Genomic DNA, 18,008 nt, shown 5'->3' on the forward strand with positions numbered 1-18,008 from the left:
CGCAGGGCTTTTTATCCTTTGGCTTCAAGTTGTCTGACCTTTACACCCGCTTCGCTCAAAAGAGACATCGGTATCTTTTCCATTGGATAGGCAAGACTGTAGACGGCCTCTGTGATGCCGGAATTGATTATAAGTTTGGTGCACCTAAGGCACGGCGAATATGTTGTATAGATAGTGGCGCCCGCTATCCTTACTCCATGATATGCGGCCTGCGCAATGGCGTTCTCCTCCGCATGGGCGCAGAGGCACTCTTCCAGATGTTCGCCTGATTTTCCGAACGTGTGACAGCGCGGGCACCCCCCTTCATTGCAGTTTTTTATCCCGCGCGGTGTTCCGTTGTAACCGGTTGATATAACGCGGTGGTCGAGAACGATGACGGCGGCCACTTTTCTCTTGATGCAATTGGAGCGAAGCGCCGCCACCTGCGCTATCTTCATGAAATATTCGTCCCATGTAGGCCTTACCAGATTTGAGGCGAGGGCCCTTAGGACCTCGCGAACGTCTTCGTGGATCTCTTCTATGGAGTTGTTGTTCTCAACCTTGGCGTCGGCCATCTCTGAGGTGCGGTTAAGCTGCTGGGTGTTGGGGTCGTTAGAACCGGCCTCAGCCGCTTCCAGTACTAAAAAGGCCTCATAATCCTGCGGGTCGTTCTCGCGCGCGCGGGCCTTTAGGCGTTCGAACCTTACCTTGGGGTCTGCGTCGACCAAGAGGAGAAAAAAATCGCTCCTGCGACGAAGGGCCTCGACCTCAAAGGGATTTCTTACGGAATCCACGATGTAATTCTTTTCGGGATCGAGTCTTGAAATGACCCGTTCGGCTAGGACAGAAGGGCCGAAGTTTGTGCGGAGCTCATTGGCTGTTACAATAAGGATGTCGCGGGTAACTTGTTGTTTTCTATTAAGAATCTCTTCGCGAACGGCGTCAGAAAGCGAATGGTAGTGATACCCCATCGACTTTAAAAAATCTGCAACAACCCCTTTGCCGCTTCCATTTTTTCCCGTTAATCCTATTATCATAAGAGTTGGAGTCTATATCAAGGCGGGGCACCCTTGACAAGGGTTTACTATAGAGATAAGTAGTTGGCCCGCCAGCCTTCGCTCTTTGGAGCTACGGCGAGGCAAGGGGGCGAAACAGATTCGACGGAGATTCGCATTCGCGCTTTGTTGTCATGCCGACCGCTTCAGTCAAGTCGTTAAACTGATTGGAACAATTAATTGCCAACTACGAACCGTTAGCAATCGCTGCTTAAAATAAGCAGCATGCCACCCGTTGATGCCTGCTAGGCGGTAGTGGCAACGACAGTAGGCTGGCTGGGCCCGGCGCCTGTAACGGACCTGGCGAGACAATTTGCAGGATAGCAACTTTGAGATCCCGTCTGCGGGAGCAAGAAGGAGCGAAACCTAAATTCGCAGAATAAGCATGTAGAGGCGAGCGTGATGTATCTTCGGACGCGGGTGCAATTTCCCGCCGCCTCCACCAGCCTTCGCTCAAGTAGTTAAAACTACTTGAGCTACGGCTTGGCAAGCCTCAATTGAGCGAAGGCGGAAAGATATGTACGTTTACATATTAGAGAGGGCACCTCTATAAACCCATTGTTATGTCATTGCGAGGAGCGTCCAGCGACGAAGCAATCTCCATAAATCAAGTTTTTATGGGAGATTGCCGCGCCCCTTCGGGGCTCGCAATGACAGAGTGGGTAGTTTATAGAGGTGCCCTAAAAAGTGGTTCTGGTAGAGCGTTCTCTAAAAGACATTTTTAGAAAGGGATTACTATGGACAATACAAGATTGGCCGCAATGATAGACCACACGATATTAAAGCTAGAGGCCACAAAAGATGACGTGAAGAAGGTCTGTAAGGAGGCCATGGGCCATTATTTTGCCACGGTATGCGTTCGCTCAGAATATATTCCGCTGGTTGCGGAAGAGCTAAAGGGTTCCGAAGTCAAACCGATATCGGTAATAGATTTTCCGAAAGGTCTTGGATCGAGCAAGGCCAAGGCAGATGAAGCAAAGAAGGCGATCGCTGGCGGAGCCAAAGAGATAGATATGGTCGTGAACGGCGTTGAACTTAAAAATAAGAACTATTCCTATGTGCTGGAAGATATAGGGGCGGTTGTTGACGCCTCGAAACCTTATCCGGTGAAGGTCATACTTGAAACGGGGGAGCTTAATAACGAAGAAAAGGTGATAGCCTGCGCACTTTCCAAGGCGGCAGGAGCCGCATTTGTAAAGACCTCCACCGGATTTGGAAAAGGCGGGGCGACCGTGGAGGATATATCGCTCATGCGAAGAGTGGTTGGCCCCGAAATGGGGGTAAAGGCCTCGGGTGGAGTTCACACCAGAGAAGATGCGTTAAAGATGATCGAGGCCGGGGCTACAAGGATAGGAACGTCTAACGGAGTTGATATTGTCACCGGCGGAAAGTCCGGCACCTCAAGCCGTGGCGAGTAGACGCCAAGTCCTCCGACTCATGTAGAGCAATATTCTTAGTGTCGTGAAATGAACATTAGGGCACCTCTAAAAAACCATTGGCGTGTCATTGCGAGGGAGCGTAGTGACCGAAGCAATCTCCCTAAATCAAGTGTTTGCTTAGAGATTGCCGCGCCCCTTCGGGGCTCGCAATGACAGAACAAGCAGGTTTTTAGAGATGCCCATTATGTAAAATGAAGAGGGGTTTGAAAAATAAGGCGGATATTCTCTCAGAGACTTTTTTACTATCAGCAGCTCTTCACCTTACCGCTTGAGGTTATGAGAAATTTGTTCTTGTCTATTCTAAGACTGATGTTTCCGCACGCTGCCCTGGTGAGGCCTTTTTGTTCGAGGAGCTTTCCTGTCTTGATGATCTCTTTTCTTGGGTCAATAATTGTCTGATGGTGAGGATGATGCCGTCGGCATCTATTCCGTAACGGGCGCGCAATATGTTTTGCGGGCCCTGTTCTATAAACTTGTCGGGCAACCCCAGTATATTGATCGATATATTGTTCGCCTTATTCTCGTTAAGCCATTCGCTGACGGCCGATCCGAAACCTCCGGCGATGGCGTTTTCTTCGACCGTTATCCAGCGCTTGCACTTGTCGGCGAGCGAACCCAGCATTGCCTCATCCAGCGGCTTTACGAAGCGGGCGTCTAGCACGGATGCCTTGATGCCCTCTTTTTCAAGAGAGCGCGCCGCTTCAATTGCGCTCCAGACACAATTCCCCACGGCAATTATCGCGATATCGGAGTTTAGGTTGCCGAACATTAGTTCCATTTTGCCCAGCTCTATCTTTCTATAGTTCTTCTCTATCGTAACTCCTTCGACGCTCCCTCGGGGATACCTTACCGCCGCCGGTTTTCCCGAGTAGATGGCGGTGAATAGCATCTGTTTTAGCATGTTCTCATCGCGGGGCGCCATGACGACCATGTTAGGCATCTGTCTTAAATAAGAAAGATCGAACACCCCGTGATGGGTCGGACCATCGTCTCCTACGAGCCCCGCCCTGTCGACCGCAAATGTTACCGGAAGATTTTGCAGGCAGACATCGTGAAGGATGTGGTCATAGGCCCTTTGCATGAAGGTGGAGTAAAGCGCAACAACCGGTCTGAAGCCTTCGGTAGCAAGCCCTGCAGCGAATGTCACCGCGTGTCCTTCGGCAATGCCAACATCATGGAACTGCTCTGGCAATTCTTTAGAAACGCCTTCCATTCCCGTTCCGGTCGACATGGCAGCCGTGATGGCAGCGATATTTCCATCCTGCTTCGCAAGCTCAAGAACTGTCCCTCCGGCGACTTGTGTGTATGTCTGTTTTGTTGACGGAGGGGTTTCCCCGGTCTCTTTGTCAAAAGGCCCTGTGCCGTGGAATTTTGTAGGATTCTCTTCCGCAGGTTTGTAACCGCGGCCCTTTTTGGTGATGACATGCACAAGGATAGGGGATTCTCCAACAGGTGTTTCCTTGATCGCCCTGAATACGCGCGTGAGCTCTGTCAGATTATGCCCGTCAAGAGGTCCGATATATAAAAAGCCGAACGACTCGAACATGAAACCTGGGGTGAAGAGCCCGGTCGCAACCTCTTCGACCTTTCTTGCGAGTTTCCAGAGGTCTTTACCGCGCTTTGGCAGCAGAGTGAGCAATTTATTCTTGAACCAGCGTCTTATTTTAACGCAGCGCTTGCTGTAAAGATGCATCGAGAAGAACTTTGAAAGGGCGCCCACGTTCGGAGATATCGACATCTTGTTGTCATTCAGGACGACGATGAGATTTCCGGTTCTGAAACCGCCGTGATTGAGTCCTTCAAATGCAAGGCCTCCCGTCATTGAGCCGTCGCCTATGACGGCGATCGCTCGGTTATCAAGTTCACGTCTCTTAAAGGCCTTGGCAATCCCTAAGGCCGCCGAGATAGAAGTTGAGGCGTGTCCGGCACCGAAGGGGTCAAAGATGCTCTCTTCTCTTTTTGTAAAACCGGAAAGTCCGCCAAGTTTACGGATCGTCTTAAATTGTTCGCGTCTTCCGGTAAGTATCTTGTGCGCGTATGACTGATGTCCGACATCCCAGATAATCTTGTCGTTCGGAGCGTCAAAGACGTAGTGGAGCGCTAGCGTCAGGTCAACGACACCGAGACTCGGCGCCAAGTGCCCGCCGTTTGTACTGACAACGTCGACGATATATTGCCTTACTTCCGTGGCTAGCTGGGGAAGCTGCTCCGGCGCGAGCTTCTTGAGGTCCGAAGGGCTGTTTATATTCTCTAAGATCGTCATTTTTCGCCTACTTTTGACACTTTTTTCTATTTGTCAAGGAGGCAAATTACGATATTTATGGTTGAGAGCCTAATGATTATTTGTTATCCTCCGGAGCCTGTGAAGAGAATAAACCTTATAGTCTTAATATTATTAGCTTTTTCATCCGTTGCCGGCACCGCAGAGATAATCGTGACCGATGCCGGCCACCGGACAATCGGTTACATAAAAGATGACGGGACGGTGACCAGCGCGGGACGTTCAACGGTTGGGCATATAAAAGATAATGGCACGGTTGAAAATGCGCACCATGGGATTGTAGGCCGCATTAAGGATAATGGAACCGTAGAGAATGCACGTTATTCAGCCATCGGTTATCTAAAAAATGACGGCACGATAGAAAACAGAAACCATAGTACCATCGGACGTTTAAAAAAAGACGGGAGCATAGAGAATGCCGGCTATTCCACCGCGATGAGGCTCAAAAATTTTGACGGGAAAAGGAAAAAGGCCGCCGACCATATCTTCTTTTTCAACTCCTTGATATCAGGTCCTTCCTCTCCTTGAAAATTCGCGTGAAACCTCTCTGTTAATATCGCGCTTCTTTATGGAATCGCGCTTATCGTATGATCTTTTCCCTTTTGCCAGTGCTATCTCCAGTTTTGCGCGGCCGTTCTTAAAGTACATCTTGGTGGGGACTATGGTGAGCCCTCGTTCCTTTAGCTTTTGCTCGATTTTCAGTATCTCCCTTTTATGAAGAAGGAGCTTTCTGTCTCTCTTAGGTTTGTGGTTCAAATAGTTGGCCGGCTCATAGGGGCTTATGTTGGCGTTCACGAGCCAGATCTCGTGGGACTTTACCATCGCGTAGGCCTCGCTGATGTTGGCGGACGACTCGCGCAGTGATTTTGTCTCGCTTCCGGTCAGAACAAGCCCCGTTTCAAAGCGATCTTGCAGTATATAATTGAAGGAGGCCTTGCGGTTGGTTGCTATGATTTTCTCGCTCATATTGCTATAAAAGACCGCCGCTTATCACAAGCTTGGAAGCCTCTTCAACCGACATGTTGAGTCTTTTTAGCTTTCTTTCCGGAACGATCAGTAAAAAACCCGATGTCGGATTTGGCGATGTGGGAACAAAAACCTTCAAATATTTTTCATTGATATCGGGTGATATGTCTGCGTCTACATCCCCGGTGATGAATGCAATGGCAAATGAGCCCTCTTTCGGGTATTCAACCAGCGCAACTCCTTTGAACTTATCTTCTTGAGAGGTGAACGCCGTCTGAAGGATCTGTTTTAGGGCATTATATATAGACCTGCCAAAAGGGAGCCTGTTGAGAAGCGAATCGCCGAACGCTATCAATTTTTTACCGAGATAGAGTCTCGTGATAACTCCGACAAGAAGTATGATGCCTACCGTCAATACAAGTCCGGCTCCGGGGATCCGATCGAATGACAAAAAAGAAGGCTTAAAAAAATCGGGGAGGAGTGATATGAAGAACCCATCGGCCCACTCAATTATCGACTTAAGTATCCAGAGGGTGACGGCGATCGGTACTATGACCACGGTGCCTGCTATGAAGTATTTTTTAAAGAGGTCTTTAATGGCTTTGAGGAACATTAGCTTTTAAGTATCTCGCCGGCCACCACGACCTTCTTAACGTTAATGGGCCTGGTGTGGCGTATCATTACATCATAAACAAGAGAGGCCGTGGGGCATTCCGGGAGATCGGTTATTATATAATCGGCCTGTTTCCCTTCGGTCAGGGAGCCCGTGATATGCTCCAGCGACAGCGCGCGCGCGCCGCCGATGGTAGCCATTTGCAGAAGTTCTTTTGCCGTAGGCATGGGGGTGATGGCTGTTTCGTGCGTGAACCTCATCTCATCCCACAAGTTAAAACCTTTGGCGCCGTTGAGCGTATCTGTGCCGAGTCCTATCGGTATTCCGTGTTCGCGGAGCTTTCCGAAGGGGAAATCCCCGTGGCCAAGGAAATGGTTCGTACGCGGGCAATATATAGATCGGCACATATTGCGTGCGACGGTCGTAAAGTCCCTTATGCCCAAATGGAGGCCGCCAACTATAGCCGGCGAGGAGTCCAGAAAACCGATCTCGCCTAGGTATTGAATAGGGGTCTTGTGATGCGGCGGAGGGAGGTCGTCCGTCCAGCCAAGGGCAGGGAAAAGAGTCGTTGCTATGGAGCCGCGCGAATCATAGAAAAATTCCATTTCGGTGAACGATTCTGCGGCGTGGATCTGAACCGGAACGCCCATGTTCTTGGCGTGCTGGCTTACTATCGAAAGAAGGTTCCTTGAAAGAAGATAGGGGGCAAATGGGGCCAGACCTACAGTTACAAGTTTCAAGTTGGCGTCGGTATATTTTTCAACAAGAGCGAGAGCTGTTTCGAACCTGTCCTGCACCCCCTCGCCCGCGCCCGCATATATCTCAGGGTATATGACCGCACGGATCCCCATTTCATCTACAATGTTGAATATCCCCTCGAAGCAGGTCATATCGCCGACACAGGTGGTGCCGGAATCGACCAGAAATTTCACGGCTCCCTGGAGCGAGATTATAGTATCGCGAATATTGGCCATGTTCCGGTGGTTCAGCATGGTCAGGAGCCAGTCGATATAGTCTGGGTTTTTGGAGAGGTTCTCTTCCTGCCCGAAGCTAAACGAGCCGGTAAGGTCTAAATGGGTATGGGCGTTGATGAGTCCCGGCATTATGACCGAGTCTGGGTTCTCGATAAGTGTGACGTTTGCGTATTTTGCCTTGAGATCGGCGGCCTTTCCTGCGGCGCATATCTTGTCAAGCTCAACGGCTATTGCACCGTCCTCGATGGCCTCGGCGTCCATAGGCAACACATATTTTGCGGTTATTAGTTCCATGATGGCGTGTAAAATAGCACAACTTACGGCCTGTGGGCAAATAAATTTATCGTCCTATTTTACCTCGAAATGATACCCCATAATGGAGTTAAGGCCGGACGGGTCGGGAGAGAATTCCAGCTCAAATATTATCTTTTGGCCCGCTTTTACTTTTTGAGGCGTGCGAAGCGGCAGGAACCCTTGCTTCCAGTGTGTGGTGAGATCATTTGGGGAGGTGGAGAACGATATTTTACCGGTAAGTCTGGCCTCGAACCAGCTCGCAAAACCGGACAACAATCCGTCGCGGGAGACATTAAACGTCACCAAATTGGCGGCCGTTTCGGACCTTGCCTTTATAATATCGATGTCGATAAAGACCCTTGGTTCCGAAAGAAGGTCGGCGTTCTTAATGATCATGCTTGGGGTTCCCACATCGATATCCGGCAGGTCCGGCAGAAGATCAAAGCCGTCCAAATTATGGAGCGCGGTCGTTGTGAATTCCCAATCCCTGTTCTCGCACGGGGCAAAGAAGACCTTCATGCCGGAGGGGATAATGGAACCGCCGTTCTTTAAGAGGCGTTTGCGAGCATCGATCAAGACCGGAAGGAGGTTTTCGTTAAGGCATAGATTACCAAAGAGCTCCGAAACGATCAGATCGACCCTCTTTTTTAGCCTTATCTTGGTCGAAAGACCCTTATGAAAGGTCATTTTCTCGGCCAGACCGTTGTGTTTTGCTACGAGACGCAGAAGCGTCCATGTTCCGGGTTCTACTTCAACGACATGGACATGTGAGGCGCCAGCTTTTAGCGCCAAAAATGAAAGTATTCCAAGCCCCCCGCCAATATCAAAGACAGTATCACCCTCTTTTACGGACGAAAATATGGCCTTTTTGTAGGCCTCCATCCGGACCTTGTCTTTAAGCAGTATTGCGTGCTGCTGAATAATGTTTTCCATGTTAAATTATGGTTTACACTTTGTTTTTTACGGTGTAAACAGATAATTAGCAAGCAAAGTTCAAGGCCAGCAAGGCCAGCAAGGTGTGTGATATGCGGCCCGAGTTAATAGAAGATCAGACATTTTTACGCTATTACGAAAAGTGGCAGAAGGATCCTACGTCCGTCGTCTTTGCCGCCATCTCAGAGATATTTCGCTCGTACGGGATGATAAGTGAGGCGATAACCGTCGCAAAAGAAGGCCTTAAACACCATCCAGACCTTATAAGCGGCCAACTTGCCCTTGCAAAGGCCTACATGGCAAGCGGAGAGGCGGTCCTTGCCAAGAGATATGCGGCTCTTGTCCTTGAAAAGATGCCGACAAATCTCGAGGCAAAAAAGATTCTCTCCTCCGGCGTAACAACGCAGGTAATGATCGTGCCGGATAGGACGGCCGAAGAGATAGAAGAAGAGATAACAGAGGATATGCCGTTGTCGGCGGTTGCCGGCAATACCGAACCGAAGCCGGCCTCCCATTCCAAGGCAGATCTCAATAAAGAACATGGACCTACCGATGACAGCTTGGTGTTCAATACCGACGTATGGCATACTGTAACAATGGCCGATATACTTAAATCTCAGGGCCATTTTCAAAGGGCCAGAATGATATATAAAAAAGTCCTTGAACGCGAGCCCGATAATAACGAGGCGCTGAGCGGACTCCGGATGACAGAAGACCAATTTTGATTTTTTGCTGAACTTTCATGATGGACATTATCAATAAGGAAAAGATACTGGAGCTGGCGAAAAAGCTCACTCAAGAGGGAAGGCTTGACCGTGCCATAATTGAATACGAAAGACTGCTTCAGCTGGACCCGGAAGACCTCCGCATCAAGATAAAGATAGCGGAGCTTTTCGTAAAAAGAAAACAGATACAAGACGCCATTCGCTTATATAAAGAAGTGGCATCTGCCTATGCCGACGGCGGCTTCTATCTGAAAGCGGTGACCGTATTTAAGAGCGTTTTAAGACTTAACCCGTCACTGATAGATGTGAATATAGCTCTTTCTGAACTTTACGAAAAGATGGGGCTCGTTCAGGACGCGCTTTACCAGTATCAAATCGTTTCATCCGCCTACGATCAAAAGAACGATCAGGCGGGAGTTCTTTACATCCGAGAAAAAATGATCTCGCTCGATCCGAACAACGTTTCGCTTCGCGTAAGGCTCGCCGAGACATATCAACTTCAGGGAATGGTGGATAAGGCCATAGATATATACGAGGGCCTTGCGGACCGGATAAAAAAGAAGGGTGAGACGGGGCAACTAATAGAACTTTATAGCAAGATACTTTCGCACAGGCCGGAAAGGACGGAACTGGTCAGAGAGATCTGCCGCATGTTCTTCAAGCGCGGCGAATGGAAGGAGACACTTAAACGCATGGAGGTAGCGAAATCTTTCGTGGAAGAGGACCCGGAGCTTCTTTCCATGCAGGCAGATATCTACACAAAGCTCAATCAGATAGAGACCGCAAAGGGGAAATACCGCGACCTGGCCGAAATCTTGTTGGAAAAAAATGACATCGAAGGGGCGTTAAGGGCGTACGAAGATGTTCTGTCCTTGGGTCCCGAGGACGAGGCAGAGGTTTTGGAGGCCGTGGAAGAGGTGAGGAAAGGGGCTTTTAAAGATGTAAAGGCTCATGTAGAGGAGAGAAATAAAAAGATATCTGACGAAGAAGAAAAGATAGAGGCGGAGGTAAAGTTCAAAGAAGAGGCTACGCTCAAGACCGAGGAGATGGCAAAAAAGTTGGGCGTAACGCCGGACGAGATATCTATAACTTCTACCGACGCCGTAAAGCTCGGTAAAGACGCCTCAACCAGCTACGACCTGGGAGCTATGTATAAGCAGATGGGGCTTAAGGACGAGGCAAGGAACGAATTCTTGAAGGCCCACAAGGCCTATCAGAGGCTTCTTGTGAATGGTGCGCTTGATGATAGTTCGCGCGCGATATTTGAAGAGCTCGACATTATGTTCACAGACAGAACAAAAGAAGAGCCTAAGGTAAGACCGGAACCTAAACCAAAACCGGAGGTAAAGATCAGGGCCAAGGCGGCGCAAGGATCAGAGGAAAAGCCTCCCTCAAAAAAGAAGATATCGTTCATCTAATTTATGGACTACCTAGATTTTTACGGGCTCGACCAGGAACCTTTCTCAATGATGCCCCTCAACCGTTTTTATTATCACAGCGAGCAGCACGACCGCGCTCTTGAAAAGCTTCAGTACGCCGTTTCCACAATGAAGGGGCTTGCAGTGCTTATAGGCGATCTTGGCACGGGAAAGACCACGCTAGCCAGGCGGCTTTTAGAGAGCTTTCCCGAAGATGAGTACGAGGCGTCGCTCCTTGTAATAGTCCACTCCGATATAGATTCAACATGGCTCATCAAGCGCGTAGCAATGCAACTTGGCGTTGCCGAGCCGGCGAACGACAAAGTTGAGATACTGGGCCAGCTTTTCAAAAGGCTTGTAGAGATCGCGGACGCCAACAAAAAGGCGGTCATCTTGATAGACGAAGCGCAGATGTTAAAGAACCCGCAATTAATGGAAGAGTTCAGGGGTCTTTTGAACCTGGAGTTGCCTGACAAGAAGCTTCTGTCTTTCGTATTCTTTGGTCTGCCGGAGCTCGACGAATGTCTGAAGAGCGACCCGCCTCTTGCCCAAAGGGTCGCCGTGAAGCATAGGCTTGAACCATTCAAACCGGAGACGACCATGGCATATATGCATCATAGGCTATCATTGGCCGGCGTTGACGACCCGATCTTTACGGACGATGCGTGTTACCATGTCCATGAGCACTCAAAGGGCGTGCCAAGGCTCATAAATGTTCTCTGCGACAATTCCCTTTTTGAAGGTTATATAAGAAAACAAAAGCACATCGGCACCGAAATCATTGAAACCGTCTCAGGAGATCTTGGAATCTAAGGGGCGTTCGTTACCGCCGGTTCGTCTTCGGCCCTGTTCCTGTAAAATACGAAGCTGGGCCTTCCGTCACTAAGCAATGCGATAGACGGATGAATGAGCACCTGAACAGGTTTGAAAGCAGGATAGCTCTCGTCCCCCGGACCGCATTCATAGGGAAGATAAGCGAGCCCGAGTTTGAGCGTTTCCGCAAGACATTCCGTCTGACCGGCCGTTGGTGTCCTGAACGCAAATGCACCGTTCGTCGGGTCTGCGGCATCGATTCCGAATATCTTTGCCGCAGTAAGAACGGTCTGGTCGTAGGCTACAAGATATTCGTTCTGCGTAAAGTTATCCCTCGAGGCCGATGCCAAATATAATTTGTTGCTCTCGTTCTCGGGGTCAACCGGTGAGAACTGGTAAGTACCGCTGCTTTCGGCGGTGATCACGGCATCCCAGTGAGAAGCCGGAGAGTTCGAATCCCAGACGTTCTCATCTACTATGAAAAGACTGAAAGGCTGTCCGGCATCGATCAGATCGACCCTGTTCTTTACTACATATGCCAAGGCGTTCCCGGTGGGGCTGTCGCTCGAGAGCCCTACTGACCAGTCGGCAACTTGAGCCTCGCTATAGATCTGCCCTATTGCCTCACCCATAAGTATCTGAATGAGGCTCTGCGGTGGGACTATAACTTTATATCTGTCTTCGCCTTCAACGCCATCCACAAAATATCTGATTATTGTCGTCCCTACTTTTTGGGGGGATATCCTTGCCCCGCTCCCGGACATATAATCATCAAACCCCTCGCGAACGACAAGGACTATATTGTCGTTATTCGTCTCAAAAGTGAGGCTATGATCGCTAAAATCGACGACATTCTCCTCATCGTCGTAGACAACAAGTTCGTCCCGTCCTCGCGCGACCCCTCCGAGAGCCACAGAATAGGTAGATGTTGCCTCTACTGCATCATCCGCGGATTCCGAACTATCGCTGTCGTTCGAATCGAACCATTTTGTTGGGTTCCAATAGTCGGCGCTGCATGACGCCATGAAAAGGCCCAAAACAATGACAGCCATGACCTTTATTACTTTCTTCCCTTGACCCATTTGGCCATTGTGTCATAAATGCCGGTCAATAGCTATATGAAATACACATCTATCAAGGGTATGTCCGATATCATGCCGCAGGATATGGATCTGTGGCACAAACTTGAAGATACCGTTCTTCGCATCTTTGTGGCCTACGGGTACCGTGAGGTGAGGACGCCGGTCCTTGAAAAGACGGATCTTTTTGTGCGTGGCATCGGTAAAGAGACGAGCGTTGTCGAAAAGGAGATGTACACGTTCAAGGACGCCGGCGACGACATGCTCTCCCTAAGGCCGGAGGGTACGGCTTCCGTCGTCAGGGCGTATATCGAATCGGGTGCATACCAGACAGACCCGGTCGTAAAATACCTTTATATGGGCCAGATGTTTAGGCGCGAACGTCCCCAAAAGGGAAGATATCGCCAGTTCCATCAGATAGGGGTTGAGGCTCTCGGGGTTGCGGACCCCTCTATCGATGCAGAACAGATAGCGATGGGAGAGTTCTTCTTTAAAAGTTTGGGTCTTACAGATTTTTCTACCGAGATAAATTCGCTGGGATGTCGTGAATGCAGGCCCACGTACAATAAACTTTTCGGCGATTTCTTAATGAAAAAACAGGCGCACCTTTGTGCAGATTGCCAGCGAAGGGTGACAAGAAATCCGCTTCGCGCCTTTGATTGCAAGAACCCGCAGTGCCAGGAGTCGATGAAAGAGGCGCCCCTTATCGGTTCGCATCTTTGCAAGGCATGTGAGGAACATTTTGGAAGCGTTCAGAACTTCCTAAAAAGTCTGGGGGTTAAGTTCACGGTCAACCACAAGATAGTTCGCGGCCTTGATTATTATATGCGCACCGCCTTTGAATATACAACGGACAAGCTTGGCGCCCAGAACGCGCTTGGCGGCGGCGGGCGTTACGACGGTCTTGTTAAAGAGCTCGGCGGGCCCGACGTTCCCGGCGTCGGTTTTGCAATAGGCATGGAGCGCGTTATTCTTCTCATGCAGGCGCTGGGGCTCGATAAATATCCGCCCAGAGACATGGTCTTTTTCGCGCTTTTGGGAGACGCCGCGCGTGAGAAGGGACTGCCACTCATAAACATGCTCCGGCAGGACGGCGTTTGTGCAGAGCTTGATAACGAGGGCCATTCGCTCAAATCGCAGATGCGGCGCGCCGACAAACTGATCGCACATACCGTGGTGATTATCGGTGATGAAGAGCTTAAGAAAGGCGTTGCGGTTGTAAGAAACATGCACACAAAGCATCAGGAAGAGGTAAAGCTCGATCTTCTCCCGATGCATTTTGTAAGGGTCGAAAACTAAATATGAAAAGAACTCACACATGCGGGACTTTAAGGGGCGGCGATATCGGCAAAGAGGTTGTTTTGAACGGCTGGGTCGGGAGCGCACGCGACCATGGAGGCCTCGTCTTTATAAATATCCGCGACCGTTACGGTGTCACTCAGGCAGTGTTTGATCCGGTGGCCACACCCAAGATAATGGAGACGGCAAAAGCGCTTCATGGCGAGGACGTTGTGGCGATAAAAGGGAAGGTGAGGGCACGTCCCGAAGGGCAGACCAATAAGAATATGCCTACAGGTGAAATAGAGGTCTTGGCAGGGGAACTAACGCTTCTCAATCGCGCAAAGACGCCGCCCTTTGAGATCGAGGACGATACGACAGCGGCCGAAGAACTTCGTCTCAAATATCGCTATCTGGATCTAAGGCGCCCGGCCCTGCAAAACATATTGATGCTTAGGAGCCGTGCCGCCCAGGTGACAAGAAAATATTTAAGCGATAACGATTTCATTGAAGTTGAGACGCCCATGATGACCAGGAGCACGCCGGAAGGGGCTCGTGATTATCTGGTACCGTCGCGTATCTCAAAGGGCCATTTTTACGCGCTCCCTCAGTCGCCGCAGCTTTTTAAACAGCTTTTAATGGTCGCAGGGTTTGACCGGTATTTTCAGATAGTAAAATGCTTCAGGGACGAGGACCTTCGCGCCGACCGTCAGCCGGAGTTCACTCAAATAGATATCGAGATGAGTTTTGTTGACAGAGAGGATATTTACAGGACTATGGAAGGGCTCGTCGCGCTCTTGTGGAAAGAGATAAAGGGTGTAGAGCTTAAGCGGCCGTTCGAGCGCCTGACATACAAGGATGCCATGGAGCGATTTGGTAGCGACCGCCCCGACAGGCGCATTCCGTGGGAGCTAAAGGATGTAACGACCGCGTTCAAAGGTTCCGGTTTCAAGGCGTTTGCCGGAGTTGTTGAGAACGGCGGAGTAATAAAGGCGCTCAACCTTAAAGGGCTTGCGGAAAAATTCTCGCGTAAAGAACTGGACAACGCCGGAGAGTTTGTGAAGGCCTATGGCGCAAAGGGCGTGGCATCGCTCAAAGGGATAGACAAGTTCCTGTCCGACACGGAAAAAGAGACGTTTGGGAAAGAGCTGGGGATAGAGGCAAATGATGTTGTCCTTTTGATGGGTGATAAGGCAAAAGTTGTTAATGATTCACTTGGCGCCCTTCGTGTTGACTTGGGCAAAAGATTTAAGGTGTTCGATGAAAAGAAGACTGACGTTCATTGGATAACAGACTTCCCGCTTATGGAGTACGATGAAGGTTCAAAGAGGTATGTATCTCTTCATCATCCATTTACATCACCTAATCCTAAGGACCTGAATCTTTTAGACAAGGACCCGTCAAAGGTAATGGCGCTTGCATATGATCTTGTTGTTAACGGGAGCGAACTTGGCGGTGGTTCTATACGCATCCATGACCGTGAAGTTCAACAGAAGATCTTCGACCTTTTAAAGATATCGAGAGAAGAGGCAATGAAGCGCTTCGGGTTCCTTCTTGAAGCCCTTGAATACGGCGCCCCTCCTCACGGCGGGCTCGCATTCGGTCTGGATAGAATTATAATGATACTTGCCGGCACCGATTCAATACGCGACGTCATCGCTTTTCCAAAGACGACGAGCGCATCGTGTCTTATGACAGACGCACCCGGCGATGTTGACCCTGCCCAGCTGAAAGAGCTGGGGATAAAACTATCTTAGATCTGTTAGAGGCCATATTTAGTCTGGCCATATCTCAGCGGTAAAGAGTCAATAGGAAAAGGAGATAAGCAATGACGCCCGAAGAAAACATCACGTGGTGGGATTTTGACACGGTCGAAAAGTTCATGCTCGACGGCTTTAAGACGATAGGCGTTCCGGAAGAAGAGGCCAAGATATGCGCTAACATCCTTATCACCGCCGATAAGCGCGGCATAGATTCCCACGGTGTCGGAAGATTTAAACCAATTTACTTAGACAGGATCTGGGCCGGCACTCAAGAGATGAAGACCAAGTTTGAGATAGTGAAAGAGTCGCCGACCACAGCCGTCATAGACGGGCATAACGGTATGGGCCACTATATCTCTTACCTCGCGAATCAGACGGCCATCGATAAAGCGAAGAAATACGGCATGGGCATGACCGTTGTGAGGAACTCAACACACTACGGCGCCGCCTGCTACTATCCGCTGATGGCGATAAAAGAAGGCATGATAGGCATAACGGGAACGAACGCCCGACCCTCGATAGCCCCAACTTGGGGAGTTGAACCGATGCTTGGGACGAACCCTCTCACGGTAGGCATGCCCACAGATGAAGAGTTCCCGTTTATGCTCGACTGCGCAACCTCCGTTACACAACGGGGAAAGCTCGAAGTATATGATCGTCTCGGTAAAGATCTGCCTCTTGGCTGGGTCATAGGCGAGAACGGGGAATATAGGACCGACACAAAACAGGTCCTTATGGATCTTACTAAGGGCAAGGCTGCATTGACACCTCTCGGCGGGCTTGGCGAAGAACAGGCCGGTTACAAGGGATACGGTTATGCATGTGTGGTCGAGCTTCTCTCCACCGCGCTTTCTCAGGCAAATTATTTGAAAATGCTAGTTGGCGTAGATTCCGCCGGCAAAAAGGCCCCCATACTCCTTGGCCACTTCTTCATAGCGATAAGCGTCGACTGCTTTGTGGAGCTTGAAAAGTTCAAGAAACAGGCCGGTAACATCATGCGTGATCTTCGAGCTTCCAGAAAGAGCAAGGGGGCCGAACGCATCTACACCCCCGGCGAAAAAGAACACGACGCATGGGAGTTCCGCAAAGATAAAGGAGTCCCCTTTAACGAACCGCTCAAAAAAGATTTCCGATTTATAAATGAGAAATTGAACCTGGGCTACAAACTTCCGTTTTAAGATCAGTTCTTGCTCTTCTGCATGAATCGCTCGATAGCCTTGTGCCCTACAGAAAAAAGATTGGTGAATTGAATGGCCAGCTTTTTTTGTGAACCAGGGTTTACACGGATTATTCTGCCTCTCACGCTTACATCAACTTCGGCCGCAGAAAGGTCGAAAATAAGCTCAACGTCGTCCTCTCCCGCCACCTCCGGACTATCTGTGGCAAGGCACATCCCGCCACAGCTCACATTTAAAGCGGTTGCCGGGATAAGGCCACCACGATAACGCATCGTCACGGGCAGATCAATATCCAATCTCCTAAATCGTCTCCTGTCCTGCATCGTTTAAAACCCCTTTCCCCGCCCGTTATATGTTTCGGCAGAAATCAAAAAAAGTTGCTAAAAAAATGATCTTGTTTTTCTTAGCAACCTTCTTGCTACCATTTTTGGTCGGCTCTTTGCCAGACAAAAATTTCCTTTGCGGGGCGAGTTATGCTGATGTATATAAAACACATGTCAAAAGAAGAGACGGACGGTCTCGATGACCCGCTTATACAGGGGCTAATTGCCGCAAAAGGAAAACGGGTCGAGGTATTTGCTTTCGGGCTCACCTATATCGGGGAGCTCGAGTCGGTCGATACCGAGAACGGATTTATTTCGGTCAAAGACGGCGAAGATGCGGCCGTTCTGGAGCTGGAGAGGATAGAGAACTTCGGAATTTCGGAGGAATAAAGATGAAAAGAACTATTATTGTATTCTTTATGCTGGTGGCCATGTTCGCATCGCTTAGTATTGCAAGGGCCGACTTGACAGACGGCAACGCCACGCGCTTCAGGATAACTGTCCTTGGACTCACTTCACATGACGATTACGATTATGTCTATAACGGCGCTTCCAATCTTAACGGCGTTTCAGATTTTACACTCGATAGGATCGCCAACGGATATGTGGTTTTTACCGGTTACATCTCCAATAATGAAGACATGTTCAAGAGCGACATTCAGGACATGGTCAGCGACCGATTCTCATACTCCGACAGCGATGCAGGGAACACGTTAGAAATCACTCTGAAGAAATTATAATCCACTCTCCAACTCACGCACCCCTCGACTACGCTTGGGGCCCTTCTTCTACAATGTCGCTCGGTCGTAAGCGCCCAGCGAACCTTTCAATTACCCACAAGTATCCGTTGAATATACCATGAATGAGGTAACCATGTTATAATCCCCCACCAAAAGG

18 protein-coding genes and 1 other RNA gene are annotated in these 18,008 nt (G+C 49.6%); 11 read left to right on the forward strand and 8 right to left on the reverse strand.

From position 1 onward, the window contains the following. Positions 1-11: 11 nt before the first annotated feature. Positions 12-1,016 carry a hypothetical protein gene (locus tag COV46_00645; protein ID PIR18278.1) on the reverse strand — a complete coding sequence of 335 codons (1,005 nt, stop codon included), beginning with the start codon at positions 1,014-1,016 and terminating at the stop codon, positions 12-14. Between the two features lie 105 nt (positions 1,017-1,121). Between COV46_00645 and ssrA the strand changes: the two genes are divergently transcribed. Then, positions 1,122-1,479, forward strand: a transfer-messenger RNA (tmRNA) gene (gene ssrA, locus COV46_00650). A gap of 292 nt (positions 1,480-1,771) precedes the next feature. Continuing rightward, on the forward strand, positions 1,772-2,452 hold the full coding sequence (deoC, locus tag COV46_00655) for a deoxyribose-phosphate aldolase (protein PIR18279.1): 681 nt from the start codon (positions 1,772-1,774) through the stop codon (positions 2,450-2,452). A gap of 316 nt (positions 2,453-2,768) precedes the next feature. On the opposite strand, the gene dxs is transcribed toward deoC, so the two are convergent. Continuing rightward, positions 2,769-4,736: a 1-deoxy-D-xylulose-5-phosphate synthase gene (gene dxs / locus COV46_00660; protein PIR18280.1), complete on the reverse strand. Its 1,968-nt coding sequence runs from the start codon at positions 4,734-4,736 to the stop codon at positions 2,769-2,771. A 57-nt stretch (positions 4,737-4,793) separates the two neighbouring features. Between dxs and COV46_00665 the strand changes: the two genes are divergently transcribed. Then, a complete protein-coding gene (locus COV46_00665) occupies positions 4,794-5,282 on the forward strand; it encodes a hypothetical protein (GenBank protein PIR18281.1) in 489 nt (162 codons plus the stop codon). On the opposite strand, the gene COV46_00670 is transcribed toward COV46_00665, so the two are convergent. From COV46_00670 to COV46_00685, 4 genes are read right to left on the reverse strand one after another with little or no spacing between them, the layout of a single operon-like run. Beyond that, entirely contained in the window at positions 5,262-5,720 is a 459-nt protein-coding gene (locus COV46_00670; GenBank protein ID PIR18282.1) for an SsrA-binding protein, read from the reverse strand. The genes COV46_00665 and COV46_00670 overlap by 21 nt on opposite strands. 4 nt (positions 5,721-5,724) lie before the next feature. Continuing rightward, entirely contained in the window at positions 5,725-6,333 is a 609-nt protein-coding gene (locus COV46_00675) for a hypothetical protein (protein PIR18283.1), read from the reverse strand. Further along, complete coding sequence (locus tag COV46_00680) at positions 6,333-7,601, reverse strand: hypothetical protein (GenBank protein ID PIR18284.1); 1,269 nt, start codon at positions 7,599-7,601, stop codon at positions 6,333-6,335. The genes COV46_00675 and COV46_00680 overlap by 1 nt, the downstream gene beginning before the upstream one ends. A 54-nt stretch (positions 7,602-7,655) precedes the next feature. Next, entirely contained in the window at positions 7,656-8,534 is an 879-nt protein-coding gene (locus COV46_00685; GenBank protein ID PIR18285.1) for a hypothetical protein, read from the reverse strand. Positions 8,535-8,626: 92 nt separating this feature from the next. Between COV46_00685 and COV46_00690 the strand changes: the two genes are divergently transcribed. From COV46_00690 to COV46_00700, 3 genes are read left to right on the forward strand one after another with little or no spacing between them, the layout of a single operon-like run. Then, complete coding sequence (locus COV46_00690; GenBank protein PIR18286.1) at positions 8,627-9,259, forward strand: hypothetical protein; 633 nt, start codon at positions 8,627-8,629, stop codon at positions 9,257-9,259. A 17-nt stretch (positions 9,260-9,276) separates the two neighbouring features. Beyond that, positions 9,277-10,677, forward strand: a complete 1,401-nt coding sequence (locus COV46_00695; protein ID PIR18287.1) for a hypothetical protein — start codon at positions 9,277-9,279, stop codon at positions 10,675-10,677. Between the two features lie 3 nt (positions 10,678-10,680). Further along, a complete protein-coding gene (locus COV46_00700) occupies positions 10,681-11,490 on the forward strand; it encodes an AAA family ATPase (GenBank protein PIR18288.1) in 810 nt (269 codons plus the stop codon). Here COV46_00700 and COV46_00705 read toward each other — a convergent pair. Continuing rightward, positions 11,487-12,572 carry a hypothetical protein gene (locus COV46_00705; GenBank protein ID PIR18289.1) on the reverse strand — a complete coding sequence of 362 codons (1,086 nt, stop codon included), beginning with the start codon at positions 12,570-12,572 and terminating at the stop codon, positions 11,487-11,489. The two genes, COV46_00700 and COV46_00705, sit on opposite strands and share 4 nt — an antisense overlap. Before the next feature lie 36 nt (positions 12,573-12,608). Between COV46_00705 and COV46_00710 the strand changes: the two genes are divergently transcribed. The 3 genes from COV46_00710 to COV46_00720 all read left to right on the forward strand — a co-directional run bounded on the left by COV46_00710 (position 12,609) and on the right by COV46_00720 (position 16,788). Beyond that, entirely contained in the window at positions 12,609-13,868 is a 1,260-nt protein-coding gene (locus tag COV46_00710) for a histidine--tRNA ligase (GenBank protein ID PIR18290.1), read from the forward strand. 2 nt (positions 13,869-13,870) lie between these two features. Further along, the gene (locus tag COV46_00715; GenBank protein PIR18291.1) at positions 13,871-15,604 is read left to right on the forward strand and encodes an aspartate--tRNA ligase; all 1,734 of its coding nucleotides are present in this window, start codon (positions 13,871-13,873) and stop codon (positions 15,602-15,604) included. A 71-nt stretch (positions 15,605-15,675) separates the two neighbouring features. Beyond that, positions 15,676-16,788 (forward strand): lactate dehydrogenase, encoded by a 1,113-nt coding sequence (locus COV46_00720; GenBank protein PIR18292.1) that lies wholly within the window; start codon positions 15,676-15,678, stop codon positions 16,786-16,788. 2 nt (positions 16,789-16,790) lie between these two features. Here COV46_00720 and COV46_00725 read toward each other — a convergent pair whose 3' ends face one another. Beyond that, positions 16,791-17,111 carry a hypothetical protein gene (locus tag COV46_00725; protein ID PIR18293.1) on the reverse strand — a complete coding sequence of 107 codons (321 nt, stop codon included), beginning with the start codon at positions 17,109-17,111 and terminating at the stop codon, positions 16,791-16,793. Between the two features lie 150 nt (positions 17,112-17,261). Here COV46_00725 and COV46_00730 point away from each other — a divergent pair, with 150 nt between their 5' ends. Continuing rightward, positions 17,262-17,501, forward strand: a complete 240-nt coding sequence (locus COV46_00730) for a hypothetical protein (protein ID PIR18294.1) — start codon at positions 17,262-17,264, stop codon at positions 17,499-17,501. Between the two features lie 2 nt (positions 17,502-17,503). Beyond that, positions 17,504-17,851, forward strand: a complete 348-nt coding sequence (locus COV46_00735; protein PIR18295.1) for a hypothetical protein — start codon at positions 17,504-17,506, stop codon at positions 17,849-17,851. The last annotated feature ends 157 nt before the right edge of the window (positions 17,852-18,008 follow it).

The sequence above is a fragment of the Deltaproteobacteria bacterium CG11_big_fil_rev_8_21_14_0_20_49_13 genome, assembly GCA_002796305.1.
In the GTDB taxonomy this organism is placed as follows: Bacteria; UBA10199; UBA10199.

Coding starts and splice junctions, on each gene's coding strand:
- COV46_00645 (PIR18278.1), bottom strand. CDS start 1,016: ATGATAATAGGATTAACGGGAAAAAATGGAAGCGGCAAAGGGGTTGTT.
- deoC (PIR18279.1), top strand. CDS start 1,772: ATGGACAATACAAGATTGGCCGCAATGATAGACCACACGATATTAAAG.
- dxs (PIR18280.1), bottom strand. CDS start 4,736: ATGACGATCTTAGAGAATATAAACAGCCCTTCGGACCTCAAGAAGCTC.
- COV46_00665 (PIR18281.1), top strand. CDS start 4,794: ATGGTTGAGAGCCTAATGATTATTTGTTATCCTCCGGAGCCTGTGAAG.
- COV46_00670 (PIR18282.1), bottom strand. CDS start 5,720: ATGAGCGAGAAAATCATAGCAACCAACCGCAAGGCCTCCTTCAATTAT.
- COV46_00675 (PIR18283.1), bottom strand. CDS start 6,333: ATGTTCCTCAAAGCCATTAAAGACCTCTTTAAAAAATACTTCATAGCA.
- COV46_00680 (PIR18284.1), bottom strand. CDS start 7,601: ATGGAACTAATAACCGCAAAATATGTGTTGCCTATGGACGCCGAGGCC.
- COV46_00685 (PIR18285.1), bottom strand. CDS start 8,534: ATGGAAAACATTATTCAGCAGCACGCAATACTGCTTAAAGACAAGGTC.
- COV46_00690 (PIR18286.1), top strand. CDS start 8,627: ATGCGGCCCGAGTTAATAGAAGATCAGACATTTTTACGCTATTACGAA.
- COV46_00695 (PIR18287.1), top strand. CDS start 9,277: ATGATGGACATTATCAATAAGGAAAAGATACTGGAGCTGGCGAAAAAG.
- COV46_00700 (PIR18288.1), top strand. CDS start 10,681: ATGGACTACCTAGATTTTTACGGGCTCGACCAGGAACCTTTCTCAATG.
- COV46_00705 (PIR18289.1), bottom strand. CDS start 12,572: ATGGGTCAAGGGAAGAAAGTAATAAAGGTCATGGCTGTCATTGTTTTG.
- COV46_00710 (PIR18290.1), top strand. CDS start 12,609: ATGAAATACACATCTATCAAGGGTATGTCCGATATCATGCCGCAGGAT.
- COV46_00715 (PIR18291.1), top strand. CDS start 13,871: ATGAAAAGAACTCACACATGCGGGACTTTAAGGGGCGGCGATATCGGC.
- COV46_00720 (PIR18292.1), top strand. CDS start 15,676: ATGACGCCCGAAGAAAACATCACGTGGTGGGATTTTGACACGGTCGAA.
- COV46_00725 (PIR18293.1), bottom strand. CDS start 17,111: ATGCAGGACAGGAGACGATTTAGGAGATTGGATATTGATCTGCCCGTG.
- COV46_00730 (PIR18294.1), top strand. CDS start 17,262: ATGCTGATGTATATAAAACACATGTCAAAAGAAGAGACGGACGGTCTC.
- COV46_00735 (PIR18295.1), top strand. CDS start 17,504: ATGAAAAGAACTATTATTGTATTCTTTATGCTGGTGGCCATGTTCGCA.